The following is a 21,858-nucleotide window of genomic DNA, read 5'->3' as shown; positions in this document are numbered from 1 at the left end:
CATATAAAAATTCTGCTAATACTGCTGTAATAATTAAGGTATTATTTTTTCCATTTTTATGTCTGCTCTTTCATAAAGTCCTTCTTCCAGAACAATTTCAGTAAAGCCGAATTTTTTATATAAATGAATTGCTGGAAGTAAAATTCGATTTGAATAAAGAATAAGTCTTTTAATATTATTTTCCTGAGCAACAGCCAAACAATGATCCAGTAATTTATTTCCAATTCCAGATCCTTGAGCTTTATCTGAAACTGCCATTTTACTCAATTCATAGGTGAGATCATCAATTTTCATTAAAGAAGCAGTTCCTAAAATTTCATTATTATTTTTAGCATAAAAAATAAATCCGCCCTTATTAATTATTTCTTCCTGTGGATTTGAAAGCACGAGATCATCTTTTTCTTCTACTTTGAAATATTTTGTAAGCCATGCAAGATTTAAAATTTTAATGTGATCTTTCAAATCTGATGAAAAAGGGATAATTTCTACGTTATTTTGGGTTTTCATAGTAAATAAAAAAATATAAGTTCACAGAGATTCAGGAAGATTTTAGAAATGTTCCAATCGTTTTTTTTTTTTTGATTCTATGTTTGGTTTTTGTGACATCTTTTATATTTTTTTTAAACCAGCTCTAAATTTCTTTTTCCATCAGCCTGTAATTCAATTGTAACTGCAGAATGTTCTTCAGGAATCAGATTGGCAATTTTCTCAGACCATTCGATAAAACACCAATTTCCCGAATATAGATAATCGTCAACGCCCATATCGAGTGCTTCGGTTTCTTTATTTAATCGGTAAAAATCAAAATGATAAACGGTTTGATTGTTAGAAGTATAATATTCGTTTACTAAAGAAAAAGTAGGGCTGCTTGTAGCATCTTCAACTCCTAAAGTTTTGCATAATTGTTTAATAAGAGTAGTTTTTCCAACACCCATTTCTCCGTTAAAAAGGATTATTTTTTTTGGATTTTGAGCAATAATTTTTTCTGCTACTTCCTGAATCTGATCTAATGAAAAAACGATATTCATTGGTTTGTTTCTTTAATTTAAATCAGTCCCGGAATGTAATTATAAAACCGGGACTAAAATTGTTTATTTTGGGTTGAATACCAAAAACGGAATAATCATTTCTTCGAGCGAAATTCCGCCATGCTGGTAGGTGTTTTTATAATAACTTACATAATGATTGTAGTTGTTTACATAAGCTAAAAACAAATCATTTTTCGCAAAAATAAATGAACTGCTCATGTTTATGGCTGGCAGACCAATAGTTTTTGGTTCTTTTACTACATATACATCTTTTTGTTCGTACGTTAAGCTGCGACCGGTTTTGTATCGTAAATTCAGACTTGTGTTTTTGTCTCCAACCACTTTCGATGGGTTTTTTACGTTTATGGTTCCGTGATCTGTTGTCAGGATTAATTTGAAGCCTAAAAGTTGTGCCTGCTGAATGATTTCCAGCAAAGGCGAATTTTTAAACCAGCTCAAAGTTAGTGAACGATAGGCTTTATCGTCTGAAGCTAATTCTTTTACAACCTCCATTTCGGTTTTGGCATGAGACAACATGTCAACAAAATTATAGACTACTGTTACCAGATCGTTACCTTTTAAAGCTTTGAAATTTTCTGCCAGCTTTTTCCCCCCCGGAATAATTAGTGATTTTAAAATAATCTTCCTTAATATTTAACCCCAGGCGTTTCAATTGAGCACTTAAAAATTCAGCTTCATAAAGGTTTTTTCCACCGTCTTCGACATCATTTTTCCAATATTCAGGAAACTGTTTTTCCATTTCCACGGGCAGTAAACCTGAGAAAATTGCATTTCTGGCATATTGTGTAGCGGTTGGAAGTATTGAAAAATAAGGAACTTCTTTTTCTAATTTATAATAATTTGAGACTACGGTTTCAAAAGATTTCCATTGGTCATAACGCAGATTGTCAATAACAACAAACAAAATAGGTTTGTCTTTCTTTTTAATTTCCGGAACAACCAATTCCTTGAATAAATTATGTGACTGAATAGGTTTGTCTGCTTTTGGAGCAAACCAGTCTTCGTAATTCCGTTCGATATATTTTCCAAACTGTGAGTTGGCCTCGACTTTTTGTGATTCTAAAATTTCGATCATGGCCTGATCGTTGATGTTTTCTAATTCTAATTCCCAGAAAATTAACTTTTTGTATAATTCAATCCAGTCTTCAAAAGAATTGACCATGGCTAATTCCATTGAAATTTTTCTAAATTCCTTTTGGTAATCTAAAGTAGTTTTTTCAGAAATTAATCTGGAATGATCCAGATTTTTCTTTAAGCTCAACAGAATTTGATTAGGATTTACGGGTTTTATCAGATAATCGGCAATTTTAGAACCAATCGCTTCTTCCATTATATATTCCTCTTCACTTTTGGTAATCATAATCATAGGGATGGCTGATTTTTTTTCTTTCATTTCAGAAAGAGTTTCTAAACCACTCATTCCAGGCATATTTTCATCTAAAAAAACAATGTCGAAATTTTCTTCTTCAAAAAGACCAATGGCATCCAGACCGTTGTTGCAGGTTGTAACTGAATAGTTTTTTTTCTCCAGAAATAATATATGAGGTTTTAAAAGATCGATTTCATCATCGACCCAGAGTATTTTTATCTTATCCATAATCATAATTGACTTTAATTTTACTGCAATTTAAAAGTCTAGAACTTAAAAACTATTAAAAATAGTATAAAATTAAAGGTTCAGTTGTAATTATCGCGTTTGAAAACAGGAGAGGGGAAAACTATCCGTGAATTGTTTCACCTTTGCCATAATTCGTAATAATAGATTCTTCAAAAGCCAACCATTCTCTCCAGCGTTTTTCAACATCAATTCCTACGCCGTATTTTCTTGCGTATGTGATGAAAGTAGTATAATGTCCTGCTTCGCTTTCCATTAATTCTCTGTAAAAAACAGCTAATTCTTCATCCTGAATGTTTTCAGATAAAACTTTGAAACGCTCACAGCTTCTGGCTTCAATCATTGCTGAAAATAATAATCTTTCAACTAGACCAGAGACACGGCTTCCATCACCGCTTTTTTTCATGTATAAGTAAAGTTCGTTTACATAATCATCTTTGCGCTCACGGCCAAGTTTTAATCCTCTCTTGATAATAATATTATGAACTTGCTCGAAATGATCAATTTCTTCTTTGGCTAAAGCCAATAAATCTTTCACTAAATCCTGATGCTCAGAATTATTGGTTATAATTGTAATTGCATTTGTAGCGGCTTTTTGTTCGCACCACGCATGGTCAGTCAGGATTTCTTCGATATTTTTTTCAACAATATTTACCCATCTTGGGTCAGTTGGCAATTGTAATCTTAATACGCCCATGGTCTTTTTGTTTATTTTGTTTCAGGTTTCAGGTTCTTAGGAATGAAAAAAGTTTAAAGTTCTGTTCTGCGTTTTTCTCGCGCATTACAAAACTTTAAACTTGAAACTTTAGACTTGAAACTATATTAATATACGAAAATCGGTTTTTCGCTCATCATTTCGTCCACTTCATTAGCAACTTCTTCGATAACAGCTTCATTTGTGTGATCTGCCAATACTTTATCAATTAATGCTACAATAGTTTCCATGTCAGCCTCAACCAAACCACGAGTAGTGATAGCAGCTGTACCAACACGAATTCCAGAAGTTACAAACGGTGATTTATCATCGAAAGGAACCATGTTTTTATTTACAGTAATTTCGGCTTTTACTAATGCATTTTCAGCATCTTTTCCTGAGATATTTTTATTTCTTAAGTCAATCAGCATCATGTGATTATCAGTTCCTCCAGAGATAATATTGTAACCTCTTTTTACAAAAGCATCCGCCATTGCGTTTGCATTTTTTTGCAATTGCATCGCATAAGTAAAGAACTCATCTTTAAGAGCTTCACCAAAAGCAACCGCTTTAGCAGCAATAATATGCATTAAAGGTCCACCTTGATTTCCAGGAAAAACAGCTAAATCCAATAAAGATGACATCATTCTGATTTCTCCTTTTGGAGTAGTTAAACCCATAGGATTTGGGAAATCTTTCCCCATCAAAATCAAACCTCCACGTGGTCCGCGTAATGTTTTGTGAGTTGTTGTTGAAACAACATGGCAATGTGGAATTGGGTCGTTCAATAATCCTTTGGCAATAAGACCTGCAGGGTGAGAAATATCAGCAAATAATATTGCTCCAACACTGTCAGCAATTTGTCTGAAACGTGCAAAATCCATATCGCGAGAGTAAGCAGAAGCTCCTGCGATGATTAATTTTGGCTGTTCTTTAGTTGCTATTTCCTGAATTTTATCATAATCCAATCTTCCTGTTTCTTTGTCTACGCCATAAAAAACCGGATTGTAAACACGTCCTGAAAAATTTACAGGAGAACCGTGAGTAAGGTGACCTCCATGTGATAAATCGAATCCTAAAATTTTATCTCCCGGTTGTAAACAAGCGTGAAAAACAGAAGCATTTGCCTGAGAACCTGAGTGAGGCTGTACGTTAGCATATTCAGCTCCAAATAATTCCTTTGCTCTGTCAATAGCAATTTGCTCAATAACGTCAACTACTTCGCAACCGCCGTAGTATCTTTTGCCAGGATATCCCTCAGCATATTTATTAGTTAAAACAGAACCAGCTGCTTCCATTACTTCATCACTTACGAAGTTTTCTGAAGCAATAAGTTCTAATCCGTGAATTTGTCTGTCTTGTTCCTCTAGTATAAGGTCAAAAATTTGTTCGTCGCGTTGCATTTTTTCGTTTTTCGTTAATTTCCTGCAAAAATACAAAAAAACGTTTGTGATACTGTTAGATTATGATATATTTGACATAGAATTTTTCAACAAATAATTAACATTCACATGCCAATAACCGCCAACGATACCAAAAGAAAATCATGGTTAGAAGTACCAGAGAATAGTGATTTTCCTATTCAGAATATCCCTTTCGGTGTATTTCTTACCAAAGAAAATGTCGTTACAGTAGGAACCAGAATTGGCGATTTCGCTATAGATTTAGGAGCTTTACAACAATTGAACTATTTTTCAGGGATAGAATTGACTGATGATATGTTTATGCAGGACACGCTTAATGATTTTATTTCTGATGGAAAAAAAACATGGCGTTTAGTTCGCAATCGCATCGCTGATATTTTCGATGCAGAAAACCCACAACTTCGGGATTCAACAAAAGACAGAGATATTGTTATTTTCAAGATTGATGATGTAGAGATGCAATTACCCGTATTGATAGGGGATTATACCGATTTTTATTCCAGTAAAGAACATGCTACCAATGTTGGTAAAATGTTTCGTGATCCAGAAAATGCATTATTACCAAACTGGCTTCACATTCCGGTAGGATATCATGGTAGAAGTTCTACGATCGTTCCCTCAGGGATTCCTGTACACAGGCCAATGGGGCAAACTCTGCCGGCTGGTGAGAAATACCCGGTTTTTGGTCCTTCACGATTAGTGGATTTTGAATTAGAAACCGCTTTTATTACTACTGATGTGAATGTTATGGGCGAAAATATTTCGACTTATGAAGCAGAAGATTATATTTTCGGAATGGTTTTGCTGAATGACTGGAGTGCACGTGATATTCAAAAATGGGAATATGTACCGCTTGGGCCTTTTTTAGCTAAAAACTTTGCCACATCAATTTCTCCGTGGATTGTAACTATGGATGCTTTAGAACCTTTTAGAACAAAGGGACCAAAGCAGGATCCAACTCCACTTCCATATTTACAGACAAAAGGAAAAAAAGCATTTGATATTCATCTGGAAGTTGCCATTAAACCAGAAGAGCAAGAAGAAACTATTGTTTCCAGATCTAATTTTAAATATTTATACTGGTCAATGACTCAGCAATTGGCACATCATACTTCAAACGGATGTCGTGTAAATTCTGGTGATATGATGGGTTCCGGCACTATTTCAGGACCAACTCCTGATAGTTTTGGATCGATGTTAGAATTGACATGGGGAGGGAAAAATCCTTTAAAATTAAAAGACGGAAGCGAACGTAAATTCATTGAAGATAATGACACGGTTATTATGAGAGGATTCTGTGAAAATGCTGAAGTTCGAATTGGTTTTGGAGAAGTTGCTAATCAGCTTCTGCCACCATTCATCAGACAATGAAGAACAGATAGATTATCTGAAAGAATATAAAAAAGAAAAACCTTGGTGATAGCGAGGGCACTGAAAAAGTCTTTTCATAAATAAATTGTTAATTAAAAGGAGCAGAGGCTAAAAGTTTTCTGCTCCTTTTTTTTGTATCTTTTCAGTGCAATAATAAGTTTTTTTAGATGTTAATTCAACAGCAACAAATTCAGTTTAGTCCCTACTCTTCATTATATGATTTAATTGTTGCTCAGGATAATCTCCTTAGAAAAATCAACGAACTTATAGATTTTTCATTCATCTATGATGAGTTGCTAAATAAATATTGTACAAATAATGGTCGCACAGCAGAAAGTCCGGTGGGTATGTTTAAGTATTTGCTTCTAAAGACAATTTATGACGTATCGGATGTTGATGTAGTAGAACGTTCACTTTTTGATATGTCTTTTAAGTATTTCTTAGAAATGACGCCAGAAGAGGACGTTATTAATCCAAGTTCTTTAACTAAATTTCGTAAACTTCGTCTTAAAGATACAGACTTATTAAATCTACTCATTGGTAAAACAGTGAATATTGCTGTTGAAAAGGGAATCATTAAATCCAGGTGTATTATAGTGGATGCGACACATACTTTATCGAGATCTAATCCATTTTCAGCAATTGAAGTATTAAGAGAGCATTCTAAACTACTTCGAAAATCGGTATATCTATTTGATGATCAATTCAAAGAACATATGCCAAAGAAGAGTCACACCAATGAAGTAGAAAAAGAACTAGTCTATTGTAGAGAACTTGAGCAGCGTATAGAAAAAGAAGAATCTTTGAGTTCTATACCTGCTGTAAAAGAAAAGCTTAACCTGCTTAAAGAAACTATAGAAGACATCCAAGAAAACTTTAACTTCTCAAAGGATACAGATGCTAAAATAGATCATAAATCTGCTGAGAGTTCTTTCTTTGGATATAAGACTCATTTAGCGATTACAGAAGAGCGTATTATTACCGCAGCTGTAATAACCTCCGCAGAGAAAGGAGATGGGGCGGAATTACCTAAACTTTTGGAGATTAGTCAGGAAAACGGAATTAATGTTACTGCCATTATTGGCGATGCGACTTATGCAGGAAAAGAAAATCTAAAGCTCACAAATGAACAAAACATTAAAATAGTAGCCAAACTAAATACTACAATAACACAAGGTATTAGAAAAGAAGAAGATAAATTTGATTACAATAAAGATGCCGACAGGTTTGTTTGTCCTGCAGGCCACATGGCTATAAGAAAAGCTCATCAAGGCAAAAAGAATGTTGGAAATAATCAAGTAGATACATACTATTTTGATCTTGAAAAATGCAAGTCTTGTCCTTTAAAAGAAGGATGTTACAAAGAAGGATCAAAGACAAAAACATATTCGGTATCGATAAAATCAGAATTACACCAAGAACAAATTGCTTTCCAAGAAACCGACTATTATAAAGAAAAGGCCAAACACCGGTACAAAATAGAAGCCAAAAACAGTGAATTAAAAAACGTACATGGTTATGATAGAGCACTATCGTATGGCATCACCAATATGCAAATGCAAGGAGCAATGGCTATTTTTACAGTCAACTTAAAAAGAATACTGAAATTAATGTAAGAAATTATAAAAATAAGTATGCTTATACAAAATACCCTTCTATAAATCAAAAATCGACTCATATAACCGCAAAAAAAAACAGTTATAAAAAGAAAAACGCTTACAACGGATATTTTTAAATCCTGTTATAAGCGTTTTTTATTGTCTAAAAAATATGCCTGATCAAAATAAGGGATGTTTTTCAGTGCCCTCGTGATAGCCAAGGTTTTTTTGTACTATTATTTCATGCTTGAATTTCGCAAAAAAACGTTGCGATTTGTGCCTTTTTAAAGAGAAAAATCATTCAGTAATCTGTTGACTCAAACAATGTAGTGTACCGAATCCCCAGATGAAATCGATACAGCTTATTCCGATTACTTCTCTTTCTGGGAAACATTCTGATAATATATTTAAAGCAACACGATCGTTACTGTCGTTAAATGTTGGTACTAAAACACAATTATTCAGAATTAAGAAATTGGCATAACTTGCCGGTAATCTTAAATCTTCAAAATCAACTCGTTTTGGCATTGGAAGCGCAACAATAGTTGGCGATTTTCCATCTTCTAATTTTGCGTTTTGCAAACGTTTCAAATTATCCTGTAAAGGCTTGTAGTTTGAATCGTTTTTATCTGTTTCAACTATCGTTACAATAGTATCTTCATTTACAAATCGGCATAAATCGTCAATGTGTCCGTGTGTGTCATCACCTTCGATTCCGTCTCCAAGCCAGATAACATTTGTAACCCCAAGATATTCTTTAAAAACGGCTTCATAATCTTCTTTGGTAAAACCTTGATTTCTAACCTGAATTGTTGGATGCATCAGGCATTCTTCAGAAGTTAGTAAAGTGCCTTTTCCGTTAACATCAATTGCGCCTCCTTCAACAATTACAGGTTTTCCTTTATATAGTACCTGGGTCAAAGGAACATCAATAAAATTAGCTATTTTGCCAGGAACAAACTTATCTAACTGATAGTTTTTATATTTTGCCCAGCCATTAAAATTGAAGTTTAGAGCCTCTCTTTTTGAACCATTTTTCACAATAATTGGACCGGAATCACGCATCCAGCTTCTGTTTGTTTTGTGAATGATAAAAGAAATATTAGCAATGTTAACACGTGCTCTTTCTAACATTTCGGCAACTTTTTCTTTTAATTTTTCATCGGCTACGACCAAGAATACAGTTTCATAGGTTGCTACCTTTTTAATGAATTCAATAAATGCCCACTGAACTGCTTCATATTTTCCCGGCCAATCATTTCCATTATGAGGAAAACATAATACGATTCCTTGTTGTTTCTCCCATTCTGCAGGAAATCTTCTATTATTTGCTGTCATAAAAAGTTTCTAATTAAAGACTGCAAAGATAAGCATTCATTAGGATTTATAAACATAAAGAGTAGTCCTGTTATAAAAATAAATAAGAGTTGAGGAGATAATTTTATTGAATGAAAGAGAGATTAAATGTGAGATATTTCTAATTATTTTTTTTAAAAAAAGTAAAATTTTATTAAATAATTCTTACAAAAAACGTAACATATGGAAATTATATAAAATTCAAATGTATGTATAGAACAGCTTTTTATTACTCTTAGTATAAGTTTGTTGTGAGTTTACAATAAAAACAACCTAATAAAACATAAATTTTAAAACACGTAGATATTATGAAAAAGAAATTAACTTCCTTAACATTTTTTGTGCTGTCATTTGTAGCAAGCGCACAAAATGTAACTACTCCTTCAAACGAACCGTCTATTGATGAGTCCGCTTATAATAAATGGTCTATAGAATTAAATGGTGGTTTAAATAAGCCAGCAAGAACAATGACAGCGGGCTATTATACCCAAGTTTTTAATTCTCTTCATGCTGATTTGGGTGTAAGGTATATGTTTAATCCAAAATTTGGTCTAAAATTAGATTTTGGGTATGATAAATTTTATGAAGGAGACAACTCTCTTAAATTCGATAGCAAGTATTTGAGAACTAGTTTACAAGGTGTTGTAAATCTTAGTAGAGCCCTGAACTTTGAGACCTGGACAAATACCATTGGGATATTGGTTCATGGTGGATTTGGTGCTTCTCAAATTACAAGTAAAACTGGTTTTGACGATGAAGATTATATGGTTAATGGAATTTTGGGTTTAACAGGTCAGGTGAAATTAAGTAATAGAGTTGTATTGACAGGTGATTTAACAGGAATTGTTAATGCTCAACAGAATTGGAATTTTGATGGAATGGAGAAAGTTCAAACTGGTGCTTTTGACGGTGTTTTGATAAATGCTTCCGTAGGTTTGACAGTGTACTTAGGTAAAAATCAAAAACATGCTGACTGGGTTGGAGAAGTGGATAAATATGATAAATTAGAACGAAGAGTTGAATTGATTGAAAGTGGTCTTCTAGATACTGATAAGGATGGTGTAGCTGATTTGTATGATTTAGAGCCAAATTCTATTACTGGTGTTGCTGTAAATACAAAAGGACAATCAATTGATAATAACCAAAATGGAGTTCCGGATGAATTAGAAAGTTACTTAGAAAAAACGTATGGTCAAAAAAGCGATAAAATTGCTACAAATAGTACGGTTCAGCAACTAATTAACGATGGATATGTAAATGTATACTTTGAGTTTAATTCTTCTAAACCAACAAATGCATCTTTATCTGGTATTGACTTCCTGGTTAAATATTTGAAAAATAATCCGGATAAAACTGCAGATGTAGTAGGGTATGCTGACGAAATTGGAAGTTCAAGTTATAATATTGAATTGTCAAGAAAAAGAGCTGAAGCTGTTAAGCAAGTGGCAATAAATGCAGGAATTGATGCTTCAAGATTAAATGTAATTGCCAACGGAGAAGATACTTCAGTAAATAAAAACTCAAAAGAAGCACGTCAAATTGTGCGAAGAGTTTCTTTTCAGGTGAAATAAATATTTTAAAAAATTATACTAAAAAGGCCGTTTCAAATATTTGAAACGGCCTTTTTTTATAACAAACTAAATTAATCAATTGCTCTTTTTGTAATATCCCCAAATGCATCAATTCTTCTGTCTCTAAAAAATGGCCAATTCTGACGTACATTTTCCTGTAAATCCAAATCTACTTCGGCAATTAAAATTTCTTCCTGATCATGTGAAGCCTGCGCTAAAATTTCGCCCTGAGGACCTGCAATAAATGATGCTCCCCAAAACTGAATTCCTTCAGTTCCTTCAATATATTGTTCTAGACCAATTCGGTTTGCTGCAGCAACGAAAACACCATTTGCAACAGCATGTCCTTTCATAACATTCATCCAGGCGCCATATTGATTTTCTCCGTATTGTTCTTTTTCTTTTGGATGCCATCCGATTGCTGTAGGGTAGAATAATACTTCTGCACCTTTTAAAGCTGTAATACGGGCTGCTTCAGGATACCATTGATCCCAGCAGATAAGCGTTCCTATAGTTCCTTTTTTAGTTTCGATTGCCTGAAAACCTAAATCACCCGGAGTGAAATAGAATTTTTCATAAAAGTGCGGATCATCAGGAATATGCATTTTGCGGTATAAACCGGCTTCAGTTCCATCAGTATCAATAATGTAGGCACTATTATGGTAAATTCCTGCCATTCTTTTTTCGAAGAAAGGAACAATTATAACAACTCCTAATTCTTTTGCTAATTCACTAAAAGCAATAAATGATGTACTGTAAAGTGGTTCTGCTAATGCAAAATTATCTACATCTTCGCTTTGACAAAAATAGTGACTGCTATATAATTCAGGAAGCAGGATAACTTCTGCACCTTTACCTGCAGCATCTTTCACCCAGCTAATGCATTTTTTAAGATTATTTTCGGCAACGTCATTAAGGTTTAACTGAATAACGGCTATTTTATATTTTCTTTTCGGCATGACATAAAATTTAGAGTGCAAAAATAGTAATTTTTTAAGCGAAAGGCAAAGGCTGTTCATTGTTCCTGTTAAAACTTCATTTCATGATTATATATAAAAAAAAACACCTGTACTGATATACCGGTGTTTTAGTGATTGAAAACTGTTCTTAAAGTATTTATTGTTTTTTGATTAAGCTTACATTTCCGTAATTCGAGTTTACGGTGACTTTATTTTGGCCTTTTCTTTTGTTATAACCACTTATTTTTTTTGAAGCAGATTTGTTTTCGGTTAAGGAAATATCTAATGAATTGTCTTTTTTAATATTTCCGTATTTGGTGTTTATATTAAAATCAAATGTATAATTGGTGTCATACCCCAGATATATATCAGAGTAACCGGAATTAATATTAATGTTATTGGCTTGTTCCGTTATGTTTCCAATATTTATTTTGCTGTAATTGGTATCAATATTTATATTGTTTGAAATTTCGGCAACATTGATTGTTAGATAATTACCGGACCCTGAAAGTGAGTTTATTTTCTGAAATTTAATATTTCCGTAATTACACTCATATTTAACGTTTTGACCATCAGAAATAACTAAATCTGTATAATTTGTATCTAAAATCAGATTTCCGGAGTCATTTATTTTTAAACCTGAATAGCGTGCTTCAATTATTCCGTTTTTAATATAATCAATAGCTGAGTTTTGGCAATATTCTATCTGAATGCGATTGCTTTGTCCGTTTAATTTCCCAAGCATAACTTTTCCATATTTACAGGAAATATCAGTAGTTGACTCTAAAGCAAGAGCAGTGATATTGCCATATTTATTATTTAATTTTACTGTTCCGCTTTTTGGGATTTTAATTACATAATTGATTTCGAAACTGTTGCTGCTTCCTTTGCCTTTTAAGGACGAGCTCCCAATTTTGGTATTTGCTGTAACCATTGATTTAAGAGCTGTAATATCAACATCAATACTATTCAGTTTTTCGTTGACCCAATTTTCGTTTCCTCCGGTAACTTTTATAGTAATGTCGAGGTCGATTTTATCTTCATCCCAAGTCGATACTGTGATGTTTCCGTATTTGTTGTCGATATCTATTCCTGCATTCGAATTAACGATATAGGTTTTTTTGATGCTTTTTTGTTTTGAAATAAAAGTATCATCATTTGAAAACCCTAAAAAAGGAATTAAAATAAATAAAATCAGTATGTTATAGTGTTTCTTCATTTGTGGTATTTTTTAAGTTTTCATTTTCTTCAATACGCTGCAAAACCGTTTGTAAAAAGGATATTCGGGTCTGCAGGTTGCTGATCATTGCGTAAATAATTTGTTTGTTTTCACCGTTTTTCTGAACCTCTTTTATAATTTTTTCATAATCGGCATCAAAAACTTTCATTTGTTTTAAAGCATCGTTTATGATTTGCTCATTTTCCGGAGAACTTTTTTCTTTCAGTTTAACCAGTTCATTTTCAATTAAAATACTGAAAATAGAATCCGTTCGTTTGGTTTCTTTTGATGCAAATTTAAGTTCCTGAGGTTTTGCATTACTATTGTAGAAAACGGATATGCCTAATAATAGGACTATTGAAGCAGCAATGGCCCAAAAAGAATAATTCTTTTTCTTTGGCTGTTTTTTGTTCAGTTTATTTAAGAAATCTAATTGATGGTTTGTATTCATTTCCTCAACATCCCATTGTTTTTCAAATTTTTTAAATAACTCGTCTAATTTGTCATTTTCCTTTTTCATAAATCTTCTTCTAATTTTTTTCGTAAACTTTCCTTAGCCCTGCTTAATGTAGTTCTGCAGTTAGGATAACTTATATTTAAGATTTCGCTAATTTCTTCCTGATCATAACCTTCAATATAAAAAAGAGTTAAGACCATTCTATAATTATCTTTTAAGCCTGATATGGCATCGATTACCTGTTTTACCTTAAGTGAATTCAGATCGATATTGTCAGAAAGAATAGTGTCGTTTTCTTCAATTTTATAAAGTGTTTTGTTTAGGTCTTCCATCTGAAAAGCATTATTCTTTTTATAAAAATCAATGCTGTAATTCACAATAATTTTCTTTAGCCACGCACCAAAAGCAACTTCTTGCCTGTAGTCGTTTATTTTTGTAAAAGCTTTCAAAAAACCTTCCTGCATGACGTCTTGTGCAAAATGTTCATCTTTTACAATTCTGTAAGCCACATTATACATAGCTTTGCAGTAACGATTGTAAACTTCAAATTGTGCTTTTTGATTATTTTCTTTACAAAGTTTGATTAACTCTTCGATATTTTGATTGGTTGTATTCAAGTAATGATTGCTTGTTTCTTATAAGGACTTCGCTTTTTTCGGTTTGTTACACTTTTGATAAAAATAATTGTATTTTTTTTGAAATGCCTGTCATACTTATATAAAATAGTTTTGGACATTAAAATTTCAATTGCAATGTCTTTGTTTTTGGCATAATGATTGTCTATTTTTATGGCCTAACTTTCAAAGATAATTTTTAGCCTGATTTTATTAAAACACAGCTTTCGTAGTTAGTATTTGAGATTAGAACAAACCTTTTAATGACAAAACGACTTATATATTATTATGTCAAACCATAAAATACTTACTATTGACAATCTGTCACTTCAGGAATTTGACTCGGAGGCAGAATTAATTCCATTATTAACTCCCGAAGATGAAGAGGAAATGAACAATGAAGAGCTTCCACTTTCGTTACCCATTTTACCTTTACGTAATACTGTTTTATTTCCCGGAGTTGTGATTCCAATTTCGGCAGGAAGGGATAAATCAATAAAATTAATCAACGATGCCAATGCCGGTGAAAAAATCATTGGTGTAGTTTCGCAAATTAATGAAGAAGATGAAGATCCTTCTAAAGATGATATTCATAAAATAGGAACAGTAGCCAGGATTCTGCGTGTTTTGAAAATGCCGGACGGAAATGTTACTGTAATTCTGCAAGGAAAAAAACGTTTTGAAATAGAGGACGTAGTTTCTGAAGAGCCTTATATTACAGCAACTATTAAAGAAGTTAACGAAGAGCGTCCAGCAGAAAACGATAGTGAATTTACTGCCATTTTAGATTCTGTAAAAGAATTGGCGATTCAGATTATTAAGGAAAGTCCAAACATTCCATCAGAAGCAACTTTCGCAATCAAAAATATTGAAAGCCAATCGTTTCTAATCAATTTTGTTTCTTCTAATATGAATTTGTCTGTAAAAGAAAAACAAGATCTTTTATCGATAAATGGATTGAAAGAGCGTGCTTTAGAAACGCTGCGTTATATGAATATTGAGCTTCAGAAATTAGAACTGAAAAATGACATTCAGTCAAAAGTTCGTTTTGATTTAGATCAGCAACAACGTGAGTATTTCCTTCATCAGCAAATGAAAACCATTCAGGAAGAATTGGGAGGTGTTTCGCAGGAAGAAGAAATGGACGAAATGGGACAGAAAGCGAAAACCAAAAAATGGGACGAAAAAACGCAGAAACATTTCGAAAAAGAGTTGTCAAAAATGCGCAGAATGAATCCACAATCGCCTGATTTTGGAATTCAGCGTAACTATTTAGAGTTGTTTTTGGAATTGCCTTGGGGGGAATATTCTAAAGATAAATTTGATTTAAAATTTGCTCAGAAAGTTTTAGATAAAGATCATTTTGGACTTGAAGAAGTTAAGAAAAGAATGATTGAACATTTGGCGGTACTGAAACTTCGTAACGATATGAAATCTCCAATTATTTGTTTAACAGGGCCTCCGGGTGTTGGTAAAACTTCTATTGGACGTTCTGTTGCCGAAGCTCTTGGACGTGAATATGTACGTATTTCTTTAGGAGGCTTGCGTGATGAAGCAGAAATTCGAGGACATAGAAAAACGTATATTGGAGCCATGCCGGGACGAATTATTCAGAGTTTGAAAAAAGCCGGAACTTCAAATCCTGTTTTTATTTTAGATGAAATTGATAAATTATCAAACGGAAATAGTGGTGATCCTTCTTCAGCTTTATTAGAAGTTTTAGACCCAGAGCAAAACAGTGCTTTTTATGATAATTTCCTTGAAATGGGGTATGATTTATCTAAAGTAATGTTCATTGCAACATCAAATAATATGGCTGCTATTCAGCCAGCTTTGCGTGACAGGATGGAAGTAATCAAAATGTCAGGTTATACAATTGAAGAAAAGGTAGAAATTGCAAAACGACACCTTTTTCCAAAACAATTAGAAGCTCACGGATTAACGGCTAAAGATTTGATAATTGGCAAAAAACAATTAGAAAAAATTGTTGAAGGTTATACACGGGAATCCGGTGTTCGTAATTTAGAAACTAAAATTGCTCAGGTAATTCGTAACGCTGCAAAAGCAGTTGCGATGGAAGAGGAGTATAACAAAAAAGTTACTGACGAGGATATTGTAAAAGTTTTAGGTGTTCCAAGATTGGAGCGTGATAAATATGAAAATAATGATGTTGCCGGAGTAGTTACAGGTCTTGCCTGGACGAGTGTAGGTGGCGATATTTTGTTTATAGAATCGTTGATTTCTGAAGGAAAAGGAGCCTTGAGTATTACAGGAAATCTTGGTACTGTAATGAAAGAATCGGCTACGATTGCTTTAGAATATATTAAAGCAAATGCTAAAAAGCTTGGACTTGATTCAACTTTGTTTCAAAAATACAATATTCACCTGCATGTTCCTGAGGGGGCTACACCAAAAGACGGACCAAGTGCCGGTATTGCAATGCTGACTTCTTTGGTTTCTTTATTGACTCAAAAGAAAGTGAAGAAAAGTTTAGCCATGACAGGCGAAATTACCCTTCGTGGAAAAGTTTTACCAGTTGGTGGCATTAAAGAAAAAATCTTAGCGGCAAAGAGAGCTGGTATTAAAGAAATCATCTTATGTCACGAAAATAAATCTGATATTGATGAAATCAAAGCAGAATATTTAGAAGGTCTGAGTTTTCATTATGTGAAAGAAATGAGTGAAGTTCTGGCTCTTGCATTGACAGATCAAAATGTAAAGAATGCAAAACAATTGAAATAAAATATTTTTTATTATTTAAAAAAAGCATTTTTGCATGCTGAAATATAAATTCCAAATTTCAATCTGAATTTTCAGTTTTGGAGTTTGGAATTTTAAATTAGAAGAAAATGAAAGTAGTTCCTCAGCTTTTATACCACCATAAAAATGTTAGAAAAATTATGGTTAATGGTTTGTCTTGTATCGTCCATAAAACCATGGATACAATAGATTTGAATACAGACCATTATGTTTCTTCACATGTTTTGTCTGTAGTTTTAAAAGGAACACTTAATATTGAAACGTATTACGAGGAAGAAAGGTTTTGTCTTAATCAGAATCAATTGGTTTTTATACCAAAAGGAAGGTATATGATTTCGGATGTTCTGCCTGAAAATGGAGAATTCGAGGCTGTTTTTTATTTTTTTGAAGAAAATATTATCAATGAATTTTTGACAAAAATTAATCCGGTCAAAACTTTAGGACCACCCCCTTCCTTGCTTTTGGGATATGCCGAAAGTATTAGAATTTTTACAGAATCAATTTTGAAAGTATATACAGAAAATGCAAATAAGGAAGTTGTAAAACTTAAACTTTTAGAATTATTATATTTAATTTATCATTCACCACAACAGAATCATTTAATTCAAATTTTACTTTCCTTAAATACCAGAAAAAAAAGAAATCTCGAAGGATTAATGCTCGAAAACTTTGATAAACCTCTATCTGTTGAGGATTATGCATTTTTAGCAGGAAGAAGTATTTCTTTATTTAACAGGGATTTTCAAAGAAAATTTGAAATACCTCCTAAAAAGTGGATTATTCAGAAACGGCTTGAAAAGGCTGTTGAACTTTTGACCGATACAAATTTAAACATTGCGCAAATTTCGTTAGAAGTGGGTTACGAAAATGTCTCTTATTTTATCAATTTGTTTGGGAAACAGTTTGGTGTTTCTCCGAAACAGTTTCTTTTAAAAAAAAGAGCTGATAAACTTTTGAATCAATATTGATACTTTTGAGAAAAATCTAAATTTTACTTTTTCCTGTCGTTTTATTTTGGAAGAGAATTTAAAAATATTAAAATGAGTAAAGTAAAAGTTAGTCAGACATCAGAAGCGATTGTAAATCTTGATGCCGATAAAGTTTGGGAAAAATTAGTTGATTTTGGAGCAACAGAAAAATTTGTACCAGATCTTATTGAAAAAGTAATTTTAGAAGGAAATGGGGTAGGTGCTCTCAGGACAACTTATATAAAAGGCGGAGGTGATATCTTAGAAAGGCTAACATCAATTAATCGAAACAAATTAGAAATGAAATTTATTATTTTATCGCCGCCAATGCCTGTGTATAATTATGAAGGTATCTTTCAAATGGATCCTAAAGATGGTGATAAATGTAGTGTGAAGTTCGAATCTATATATGAAGTTGCAATTCAGGAGAGAGAAGAAATTAATACAGTAATTAAAAATTTTCAGGAAACCTTCTTATCAAATTTAGATAAATAGTTATGGTGAAAAATCTAAATTCCGATCTGTAAATCACAGTATCGGAATTTATTTTTTATTGCTTCTTTTTTTCTAAAACTGCAAGACCAAACCTAATTTTATCATATCCCATTTTTTCTTCAAAATGGTCAAAATAAGGTTTTAAAGCATTTGGATTTTCAAGTTCAGTCCTGGCTTTTTCTAATTGTAAGACTTCTTCATCCGAAATAAATTGGCTGACATCAATATCAACTCCGTCTAAATATAATTTAGCCAGATGAGAAATAACTGTCGAGAGGCCTAATTTTCTTGTTTTCGCAATTTCTTGTACAGAATTTCCGTTTTCAAACATTTCTAAGGTTGTTTTATAAGTAGCGCTTTCCTTTTTTATTTTAGTATTTGAAACTTTACTCTTTTGAAATTCAATAATCGCATTTATAAATTCAGAACCATATTTTTCGAGTTTCGTTTTTCCAACACCATCAATTGCCAGAAATTCTTCATCACTCATTGGTCGTAAAGTTTCCATTTGCCTTAATGCTGCATCACTGAAAATGACATACGCAGGAACTTCATCTTGCTTGGCAATTTCATAACGCAATTTTCTGAGGGTTTCAAAAAGTGAGTTTGTGGCAGGTTTCGGTTTAGTTTTTGCTTCCTTAATTTCGTTTTTATCGATTACTTTTTTAACAACCGTAGTTAATTTTACTTTTTCGCCTTCAAACAATACTTTTTTGGCAAAAGGAGTCAGTAAAATTTTGTTGTGCTGATGAAAAGCAATTTCGCAATATCCTAAATTAATTAACTGAATTAGATATTGATTCCAGTCGTACCAGGAAATGTCAGCACCAATTCCGTAGGTTTTTAATTCCTGATAATTTTTTTCGTAGATATATGCATTTTTTGAACCTCTTAAAAAATCAACAATTACAGCTAAAGGCTCAGATTCTTTTAAACGGGTAATTGCAGATAATGCCTTTTGTGCCAAAATTGTGCCGTCGAAAAATGTTGGCGGATTTTTGCATATATCACAATTGCCGCAATTTTCAGTAACCAACTCCCCAAAATAAGAAAGTAGAATTTTCCTTCTGCAGCTCAATGCATCGGCATATTGTTTCATTCGGTCTAATTTTGCCAGCTGTACATCAGAGTTCAAACCTTCTGAAGCAAATTTTTGTAGTTGAATCACATCGGCATAACTTTCAAACAAAACAGTTTCTGCCGGTAATCCATCACGACCTGCCCTGCCAATTTCCTGATAATAACCTTCAATGTTTTTTGGTAAATTATAATGAATGACCCAACGCACATTCGATTTGTCAATCCCCATTCCAAAAGCAATCGTAGCACAAACTACCTGACAGTCATCATTTATAAATTCATCCTGTGTTTTAGCGCGAATAGTATTATCCAGTCCGGCATGATATGCTTTTGCAGTCATTCCGCTTTTTTGAAGTTTTTGAGCAAGTTCTTCAGTGGTTTTCCTGCTTAGACAATAAATGATACCTGATTCATTCGGTTTGTTTTCTACAAAATCAATAATTTGTTTGACACGGTCAAGTGCCGGACGAACTTCGAGGCTCAAATTTATTCTATCGAAAGAAGCAATGAAAGTCTTTGAGTTTTTTAAATTTAATTGCTTTGTAATATCGGTACGTGTTGCTTTGTCTGCTGTTGCGGTCAAAGCAAGAATAGGAGTAGAGGGGAAGCGGTTTTTTAAATATCCCAGATTAGTATAAGCTGGTCGAAAATCATGTCCCCATGACGAAATACAATGTGCTTCATCAATTGCAATTAGACTGATTGTTAGATCATTAAATACAATGTCCAGGTAAGACAAACTTTCAGGAGCGATGTAGACAAGTTTAAAATTATTCGATTTTAAATTCTCAATATAAAATTGCTGTTCATCACTTGATTGACTGCTATTGATATAACAAGCAGAAATTCCGTTGGTTTTTAAGCTATCAACCTGATCCTTCATCAAAGCTATTAATGGAGAAATAACAACAGTAATTCCCGGCAGAATTAAAGCAGGTAACTGAAAGCATATAGATTTTCCTCCTCCTGTTGGCATTATAGCCAGCGTATCCTGGCCTGAAAGAATCGTATTTATTATATTTTCCTGATTTGGTCTGAATTTTTCAAAACCGAAATTTTCTTTTAGTTTGGCATGTAATATTTCTGAATTCATTTGGCTTATATTTTTTTCAAAGATATAATAAATTATAATATTTTTCTTATAATTAAAAATATTTCATGTTAGATTATAAAAAAAGGAACCCTGATTTAGAGTTCCTTTATTTTATTTAAATATGAATTAATCTTCATCGTCTTCATCATCATCTTCATCACTGATGTCGTCTTTGTCCTCATCATCATCGTCATCATCACCATCTGTATCAGGTTTGTCCTGGTTATCATCATCATCGTCATCATCACTATCATCATCAAGATCAATTCCTTTTACAGGTTCGATTGTATCAACATCAAGATCTATATCGTCATCTTCATCATAATTTTCAATTCTGTCAGCAAGTTTTGTACTAATTTTTACTAAATAAATAGTGTCTTCTGTACGAACTTCAACAGCTTCGATCAATTCGTTTTTAGCATTTCTAAAACGGATAACATCCGAATCATCATAACCGTCAGGAAATTTTTCTACCAAAAGGTTTAAAATTTCGTTGGTAAGTTTGGCGTAGTCTACTATAACTCTTTTCATAAATATCCTATAAATCTAATAAGTAAGCAAAAATTAATGGGGCAACAATTGTTGCATCCGACTCAATAATAAATTTAGGGGTTTTAATATCTAATTTACCCCAAGTGATTTTCTCGTTTGGAACAGCTCCGGAATAGGATCCGTAACTAGTTGTTGAATCTGAAATCTGGCAGAAATAACTCCAAAACGGAACATCATGCATTTCCATATCCTGATACAGCATTGGTACCACACAAATAGGAAAATCTCCTGCAATACCACCGCCAATTTGAAAAAATCCGATTCCGTTTTCACTGTTTTTGGTATACCAGTCAGCAAGGAATGTCATGTATTCTATACCGGATTTCATGGTTGAAGCTTTTAACTCTCCTTTAATTACGTATGATGCAAAAATATTACCCATTGTACTATCTTCCCATCCCGGAACAATAATAGGTAAATTTTTCTCGGCAGCTGCATACATCCAGCTGTCCTTTAAATCAATTTCGTAATATTCTTCCAAAACACCGGACAACAACATTTTATACATGAATTCATGTGGAAAATAACGTTCTCCTTTATCATCAGCATCTTTCCAGATTTTGTAAATGTGTTTTTGTAAACGACGGAAAGCTTCATGTTCAGGAATACAGGTGTCGGTAACACGATTCAGTCCTCTTTCAAGTAAGGCCCATTCGTCTTCCGGGGTTAAATCACGATAGTTTGGCACTCTTTCATAATGAGAGTGTGCTACTAAATTCATGATGTCTTCTTCTAAGTTAGCTCCGGTACATGAAATAATCTGAACTTTGTCCTGTCTTATTATTTCGGCAAAAATTTTGCCAATTTCTGCTGTACTCATTGCGCCAGCCATACTTACCAACATTTTAGCTCCACTTGCCAATTGCTGTTCGTATGCTTTTGCAGCATCAACCAGGGCAGCAGAGTTAAAGTGCAAATAATGTTTTTCAATAAACTGACTGATTGGTCCTTTCATTTGTTGTTTGTTTTTTTTTTGTTTTTTT

Annotated in this window: 18 protein-coding genes and 1 pseudogene; 6 read left to right on the top strand and 13 right to left on the bottom strand. The window is 33.0% G+C overall.

Going from position 1 to position 21,858, the window contains the following annotated elements:
- Positions 1 to 33 precede the first annotated feature (33 nt).
- The 5 genes and pseudogenes from FLACHUCJ7_RS22970 to glyA form a co-directional block, all read right to left on the bottom strand.
- On the bottom strand, positions 34 to 507 hold the full coding sequence (locus FLACHUCJ7_RS22970; protein WP_078229390.1) for a GNAT family N-acetyltransferase: 474 nt from the start codon (positions 505 to 507) through the stop codon (positions 34 to 36).
- 113 nt (positions 508 to 620) lie between these two features.
- A complete protein-coding gene (gene tsaE, locus FLACHUCJ7_RS22965; protein WP_078229389.1) occupies positions 621 to 1,028 on the bottom strand; it encodes a tRNA (adenosine(37)-N6)-threonylcarbamoyltransferase complex ATPase subunit type 1 TsaE in 408 nt (135 codons plus the stop codon).
- 63 nt (positions 1,029 to 1,091) lie between these two features.
- Positions 1,092 to 2,646 (bottom strand): annotated as a pseudogene (gene porX, locus FLACHUCJ7_RS22960) (T9SS response regulator signal transducer PorX).
- A gap of 121 nt (positions 2,647 to 2,767) precedes the next feature.
- Entirely contained in the window at positions 2,768 to 3,361 is a 594-nt protein-coding gene (gene miaE / locus FLACHUCJ7_RS22955) for a tRNA-(ms[2]io[6]A)-hydroxylase (RefSeq protein WP_031457660.1), read from the bottom strand.
- 125 nt (positions 3,362 to 3,486) lie between these two features.
- The gene (glyA, locus tag FLACHUCJ7_RS22950; protein WP_180910670.1) at positions 3,487 to 4,761 is read right to left on the bottom strand and encodes a serine hydroxymethyltransferase; all 1,275 of its coding nucleotides are present in this window, start codon (positions 4,759 to 4,761) and stop codon (positions 3,487 to 3,489) included.
- A gap of 108 nt (positions 4,762 to 4,869) precedes the next feature.
- On the opposite strand from glyA, the gene fahA reads away from it, so the two are divergent.
- Positions 4,870 to 6,153, top strand: a complete 1,284-nt coding sequence (gene fahA / locus FLACHUCJ7_RS22945) for a fumarylacetoacetase (RefSeq protein ID WP_078229387.1) — start codon at positions 4,870 to 4,872, stop codon at positions 6,151 to 6,153.
- 167 nt (positions 6,154 to 6,320) lie between these two features.
- A complete protein-coding gene (locus FLACHUCJ7_RS22940) occupies positions 6,321 to 7,769 on the top strand; it encodes an IS1182 family transposase (protein ID WP_180910669.1) in 1,449 nt (482 codons plus the stop codon).
- A gap of 279 nt (positions 7,770 to 8,048) precedes the next feature.
- On the opposite strand, the gene FLACHUCJ7_RS22935 is transcribed toward FLACHUCJ7_RS22940, so the two are convergent.
- Positions 8,049 to 9,089: an agmatine deiminase family protein gene (locus FLACHUCJ7_RS22935; protein ID WP_180910668.1), complete on the bottom strand. Its 1,041-nt coding sequence runs from the start codon at positions 9,087 to 9,089 to the stop codon at positions 8,049 to 8,051.
- 326 nt (positions 9,090 to 9,415) lie between these two features.
- Here FLACHUCJ7_RS22935 and FLACHUCJ7_RS22930 point away from each other — a divergent pair, with 326 nt between their 5' ends.
- Complete coding sequence (locus tag FLACHUCJ7_RS22930; RefSeq protein ID WP_180910667.1) at positions 9,416 to 10,678, top strand: OmpA family protein; 1,263 nt, start codon at positions 9,416 to 9,418, stop codon at positions 10,676 to 10,678.
- Between the two features lie 71 nt (positions 10,679 to 10,749).
- Here the strand turns inward: FLACHUCJ7_RS22930 and FLACHUCJ7_RS22925 are convergent, their stop codons facing one another.
- The 4 genes from FLACHUCJ7_RS22925 to FLACHUCJ7_RS22910 all read right to left on the bottom strand — a co-directional run bounded on the left by FLACHUCJ7_RS22925 (position 10,750) and on the right by FLACHUCJ7_RS22910 (position 13,930).
- Entirely contained in the window at positions 10,750 to 11,637 is an 888-nt protein-coding gene (locus FLACHUCJ7_RS22925; RefSeq protein ID WP_031457665.1) for a carbon-nitrogen hydrolase, read from the bottom strand.
- A 157-nt stretch (positions 11,638 to 11,794) separates the two neighbouring features.
- Positions 11,795 to 12,856, bottom strand: coding sequence for a DUF4097 family beta strand repeat-containing protein (locus FLACHUCJ7_RS22920; protein ID WP_180910666.1), 1,062 nt, complete (start codon positions 12,854 to 12,856; stop codon positions 11,795 to 11,797).
- A complete protein-coding gene (locus FLACHUCJ7_RS22915) occupies positions 12,840 to 13,376 on the bottom strand; it encodes an anti-sigma factor (protein ID WP_078229382.1) in 537 nt (178 codons plus the stop codon). Before FLACHUCJ7_RS22915 ends, FLACHUCJ7_RS22920 begins: the two co-directional genes overlap by 17 nt.
- On the bottom strand, positions 13,373 to 13,930 hold the full coding sequence (locus tag FLACHUCJ7_RS22910) for an RNA polymerase sigma factor (protein ID WP_180910665.1): 558 nt from the start codon (positions 13,928 to 13,930) through the stop codon (positions 13,373 to 13,375). Before FLACHUCJ7_RS22910 ends, FLACHUCJ7_RS22915 begins: the two co-directional genes overlap by 4 nt.
- A gap of 285 nt (positions 13,931 to 14,215) precedes the next feature.
- Between FLACHUCJ7_RS22910 and lon the strand changes: the two genes are divergently transcribed.
- The 3 genes from lon (at position 14,216) to FLACHUCJ7_RS22895 (ending at position 18,150) form a co-directional block, all read left to right on the top strand.
- On the top strand, positions 14,216 to 16,669 hold the full coding sequence (lon, locus tag FLACHUCJ7_RS22905) for an endopeptidase La (RefSeq protein WP_180910664.1): 2,454 nt from the start codon (positions 14,216 to 14,218) through the stop codon (positions 16,667 to 16,669).
- A 107-nt stretch (positions 16,670 to 16,776) separates the two neighbouring features.
- Positions 16,777 to 17,655, top strand: coding sequence for a helix-turn-helix domain-containing protein (locus FLACHUCJ7_RS22900; protein WP_180910663.1), 879 nt, complete (start codon positions 16,777 to 16,779; stop codon positions 17,653 to 17,655).
- Positions 17,656 to 17,727: 72 nt separating this feature from the next.
- The gene (locus FLACHUCJ7_RS22895) at positions 17,728 to 18,150 is read left to right on the top strand and encodes an SRPBCC family protein (RefSeq protein ID WP_180910662.1); all 423 of its coding nucleotides are present in this window, start codon (positions 17,728 to 17,730) and stop codon (positions 18,148 to 18,150) included.
- 55 nt (positions 18,151 to 18,205) lie between these two features.
- On the opposite strand, the gene recQ is transcribed toward FLACHUCJ7_RS22895, so the two are convergent.
- The 3 genes from recQ to FLACHUCJ7_RS22880 all read right to left on the bottom strand — a co-directional run bounded on the left by recQ (position 18,206) and on the right by FLACHUCJ7_RS22880 (position 21,830).
- Positions 18,206 to 20,323, bottom strand: a complete 2,118-nt coding sequence (gene recQ / locus FLACHUCJ7_RS22890) for a DNA helicase RecQ (RefSeq protein WP_180910661.1) — start codon at positions 20,321 to 20,323, stop codon at positions 18,206 to 18,208.
- Between the two features lie 126 nt (positions 20,324 to 20,449).
- The gene (locus tag FLACHUCJ7_RS22885; protein ID WP_180910660.1) at positions 20,450 to 20,854 is read right to left on the bottom strand and encodes a DNA primase; all 405 of its coding nucleotides are present in this window, start codon (positions 20,852 to 20,854) and stop codon (positions 20,450 to 20,452) included.
- Between the two features lie 7 nt (positions 20,855 to 20,861).
- Positions 20,862 to 21,830, bottom strand: a complete 969-nt coding sequence (locus FLACHUCJ7_RS22880) for a deoxyhypusine synthase family protein (RefSeq protein ID WP_031457674.1) — start codon at positions 21,828 to 21,830, stop codon at positions 20,862 to 20,864.
- Positions 21,831 to 21,858: the final 28 nt, after the last annotated feature.

Origin of the sequence: Flavobacterium salmonis (genome assembly GCF_903819435.1) — a bacterium.
Classification (GTDB): domain Bacteria; phylum Bacteroidota; class Bacteroidia; order Flavobacteriales; family Flavobacteriaceae; genus Flavobacterium; species Flavobacterium chungangense.
This window is presented reverse-complemented; position numbering and strand designations above follow the sequence as displayed.

Coding starts and splice junctions, on each gene's coding strand:
- FLACHUCJ7_RS22970 (WP_078229390.1), bottom strand. CDS start 507: ATGAAAACCCAAAATAACGTAGAAATTATCCCTTTTTCATCAGATTTG.
- tsaE (WP_078229389.1), bottom strand. CDS start 1,028: ATGAATATCGTTTTTTCATTAGATCAGATTCAGGAAGTAGCAGAAAAA.
- miaE (WP_031457660.1), bottom strand. CDS start 3,361: ATGGGCGTATTAAGATTACAATTGCCAACTGACCCAAGATGGGTAAAT.
- glyA (WP_180910670.1), bottom strand. CDS start 4,761: ATGCAACGCGACGAACAAATTTTTGACCTTATACTAGAGGAACAAGAC.
- fahA (WP_078229387.1), top strand. CDS start 4,870: ATGCCAATAACCGCCAACGATACCAAAAGAAAATCATGGTTAGAAGTA.
- FLACHUCJ7_RS22940 (WP_180910669.1), top strand. CDS start 6,321: ATGTTAATTCAACAGCAACAAATTCAGTTTAGTCCCTACTCTTCATTA.
- FLACHUCJ7_RS22935 (WP_180910668.1), bottom strand. CDS start 9,089: ATGACAGCAAATAATAGAAGATTTCCTGCAGAATGGGAGAAACAACAA.
- FLACHUCJ7_RS22930 (WP_180910667.1), top strand. CDS start 9,416: ATGAAAAAGAAATTAACTTCCTTAACATTTTTTGTGCTGTCATTTGTA.
- FLACHUCJ7_RS22925 (WP_031457665.1), bottom strand. CDS start 11,637: ATGCCGAAAAGAAAATATAAAATAGCCGTTATTCAGTTAAACCTTAAT.
- FLACHUCJ7_RS22920 (WP_180910666.1), bottom strand. CDS start 12,856: ATGAAGAAACACTATAACATACTGATTTTATTTATTTTAATTCCTTTT.
- FLACHUCJ7_RS22915 (WP_078229382.1), bottom strand. CDS start 13,376: ATGAAAAAGGAAAATGACAAATTAGACGAGTTATTTAAAAAATTTGAA.
- lon (WP_180910664.1), top strand. CDS start 14,216: ATGTCAAACCATAAAATACTTACTATTGACAATCTGTCACTTCAGGAA.
- FLACHUCJ7_RS22900 (WP_180910663.1), top strand. CDS start 16,777: ATGAAAGTAGTTCCTCAGCTTTTATACCACCATAAAAATGTTAGAAAA.
- FLACHUCJ7_RS22895 (WP_180910662.1), top strand. CDS start 17,728: ATGAGTAAAGTAAAAGTTAGTCAGACATCAGAAGCGATTGTAAATCTT.
- recQ (WP_180910661.1), bottom strand. CDS start 20,323: ATGAATTCAGAAATATTACATGCCAAACTAAAAGAAAATTTCGGTTTT.
- FLACHUCJ7_RS22885 (WP_180910660.1), bottom strand. CDS start 20,854: ATGAAAAGAGTTATAGTAGACTACGCCAAACTTACCAACGAAATTTTA.
- FLACHUCJ7_RS22880 (WP_031457674.1), bottom strand. CDS start 21,830: ATGAAAGGACCAATCAGTCAGTTTATTGAAAAACATTATTTGCACTTT.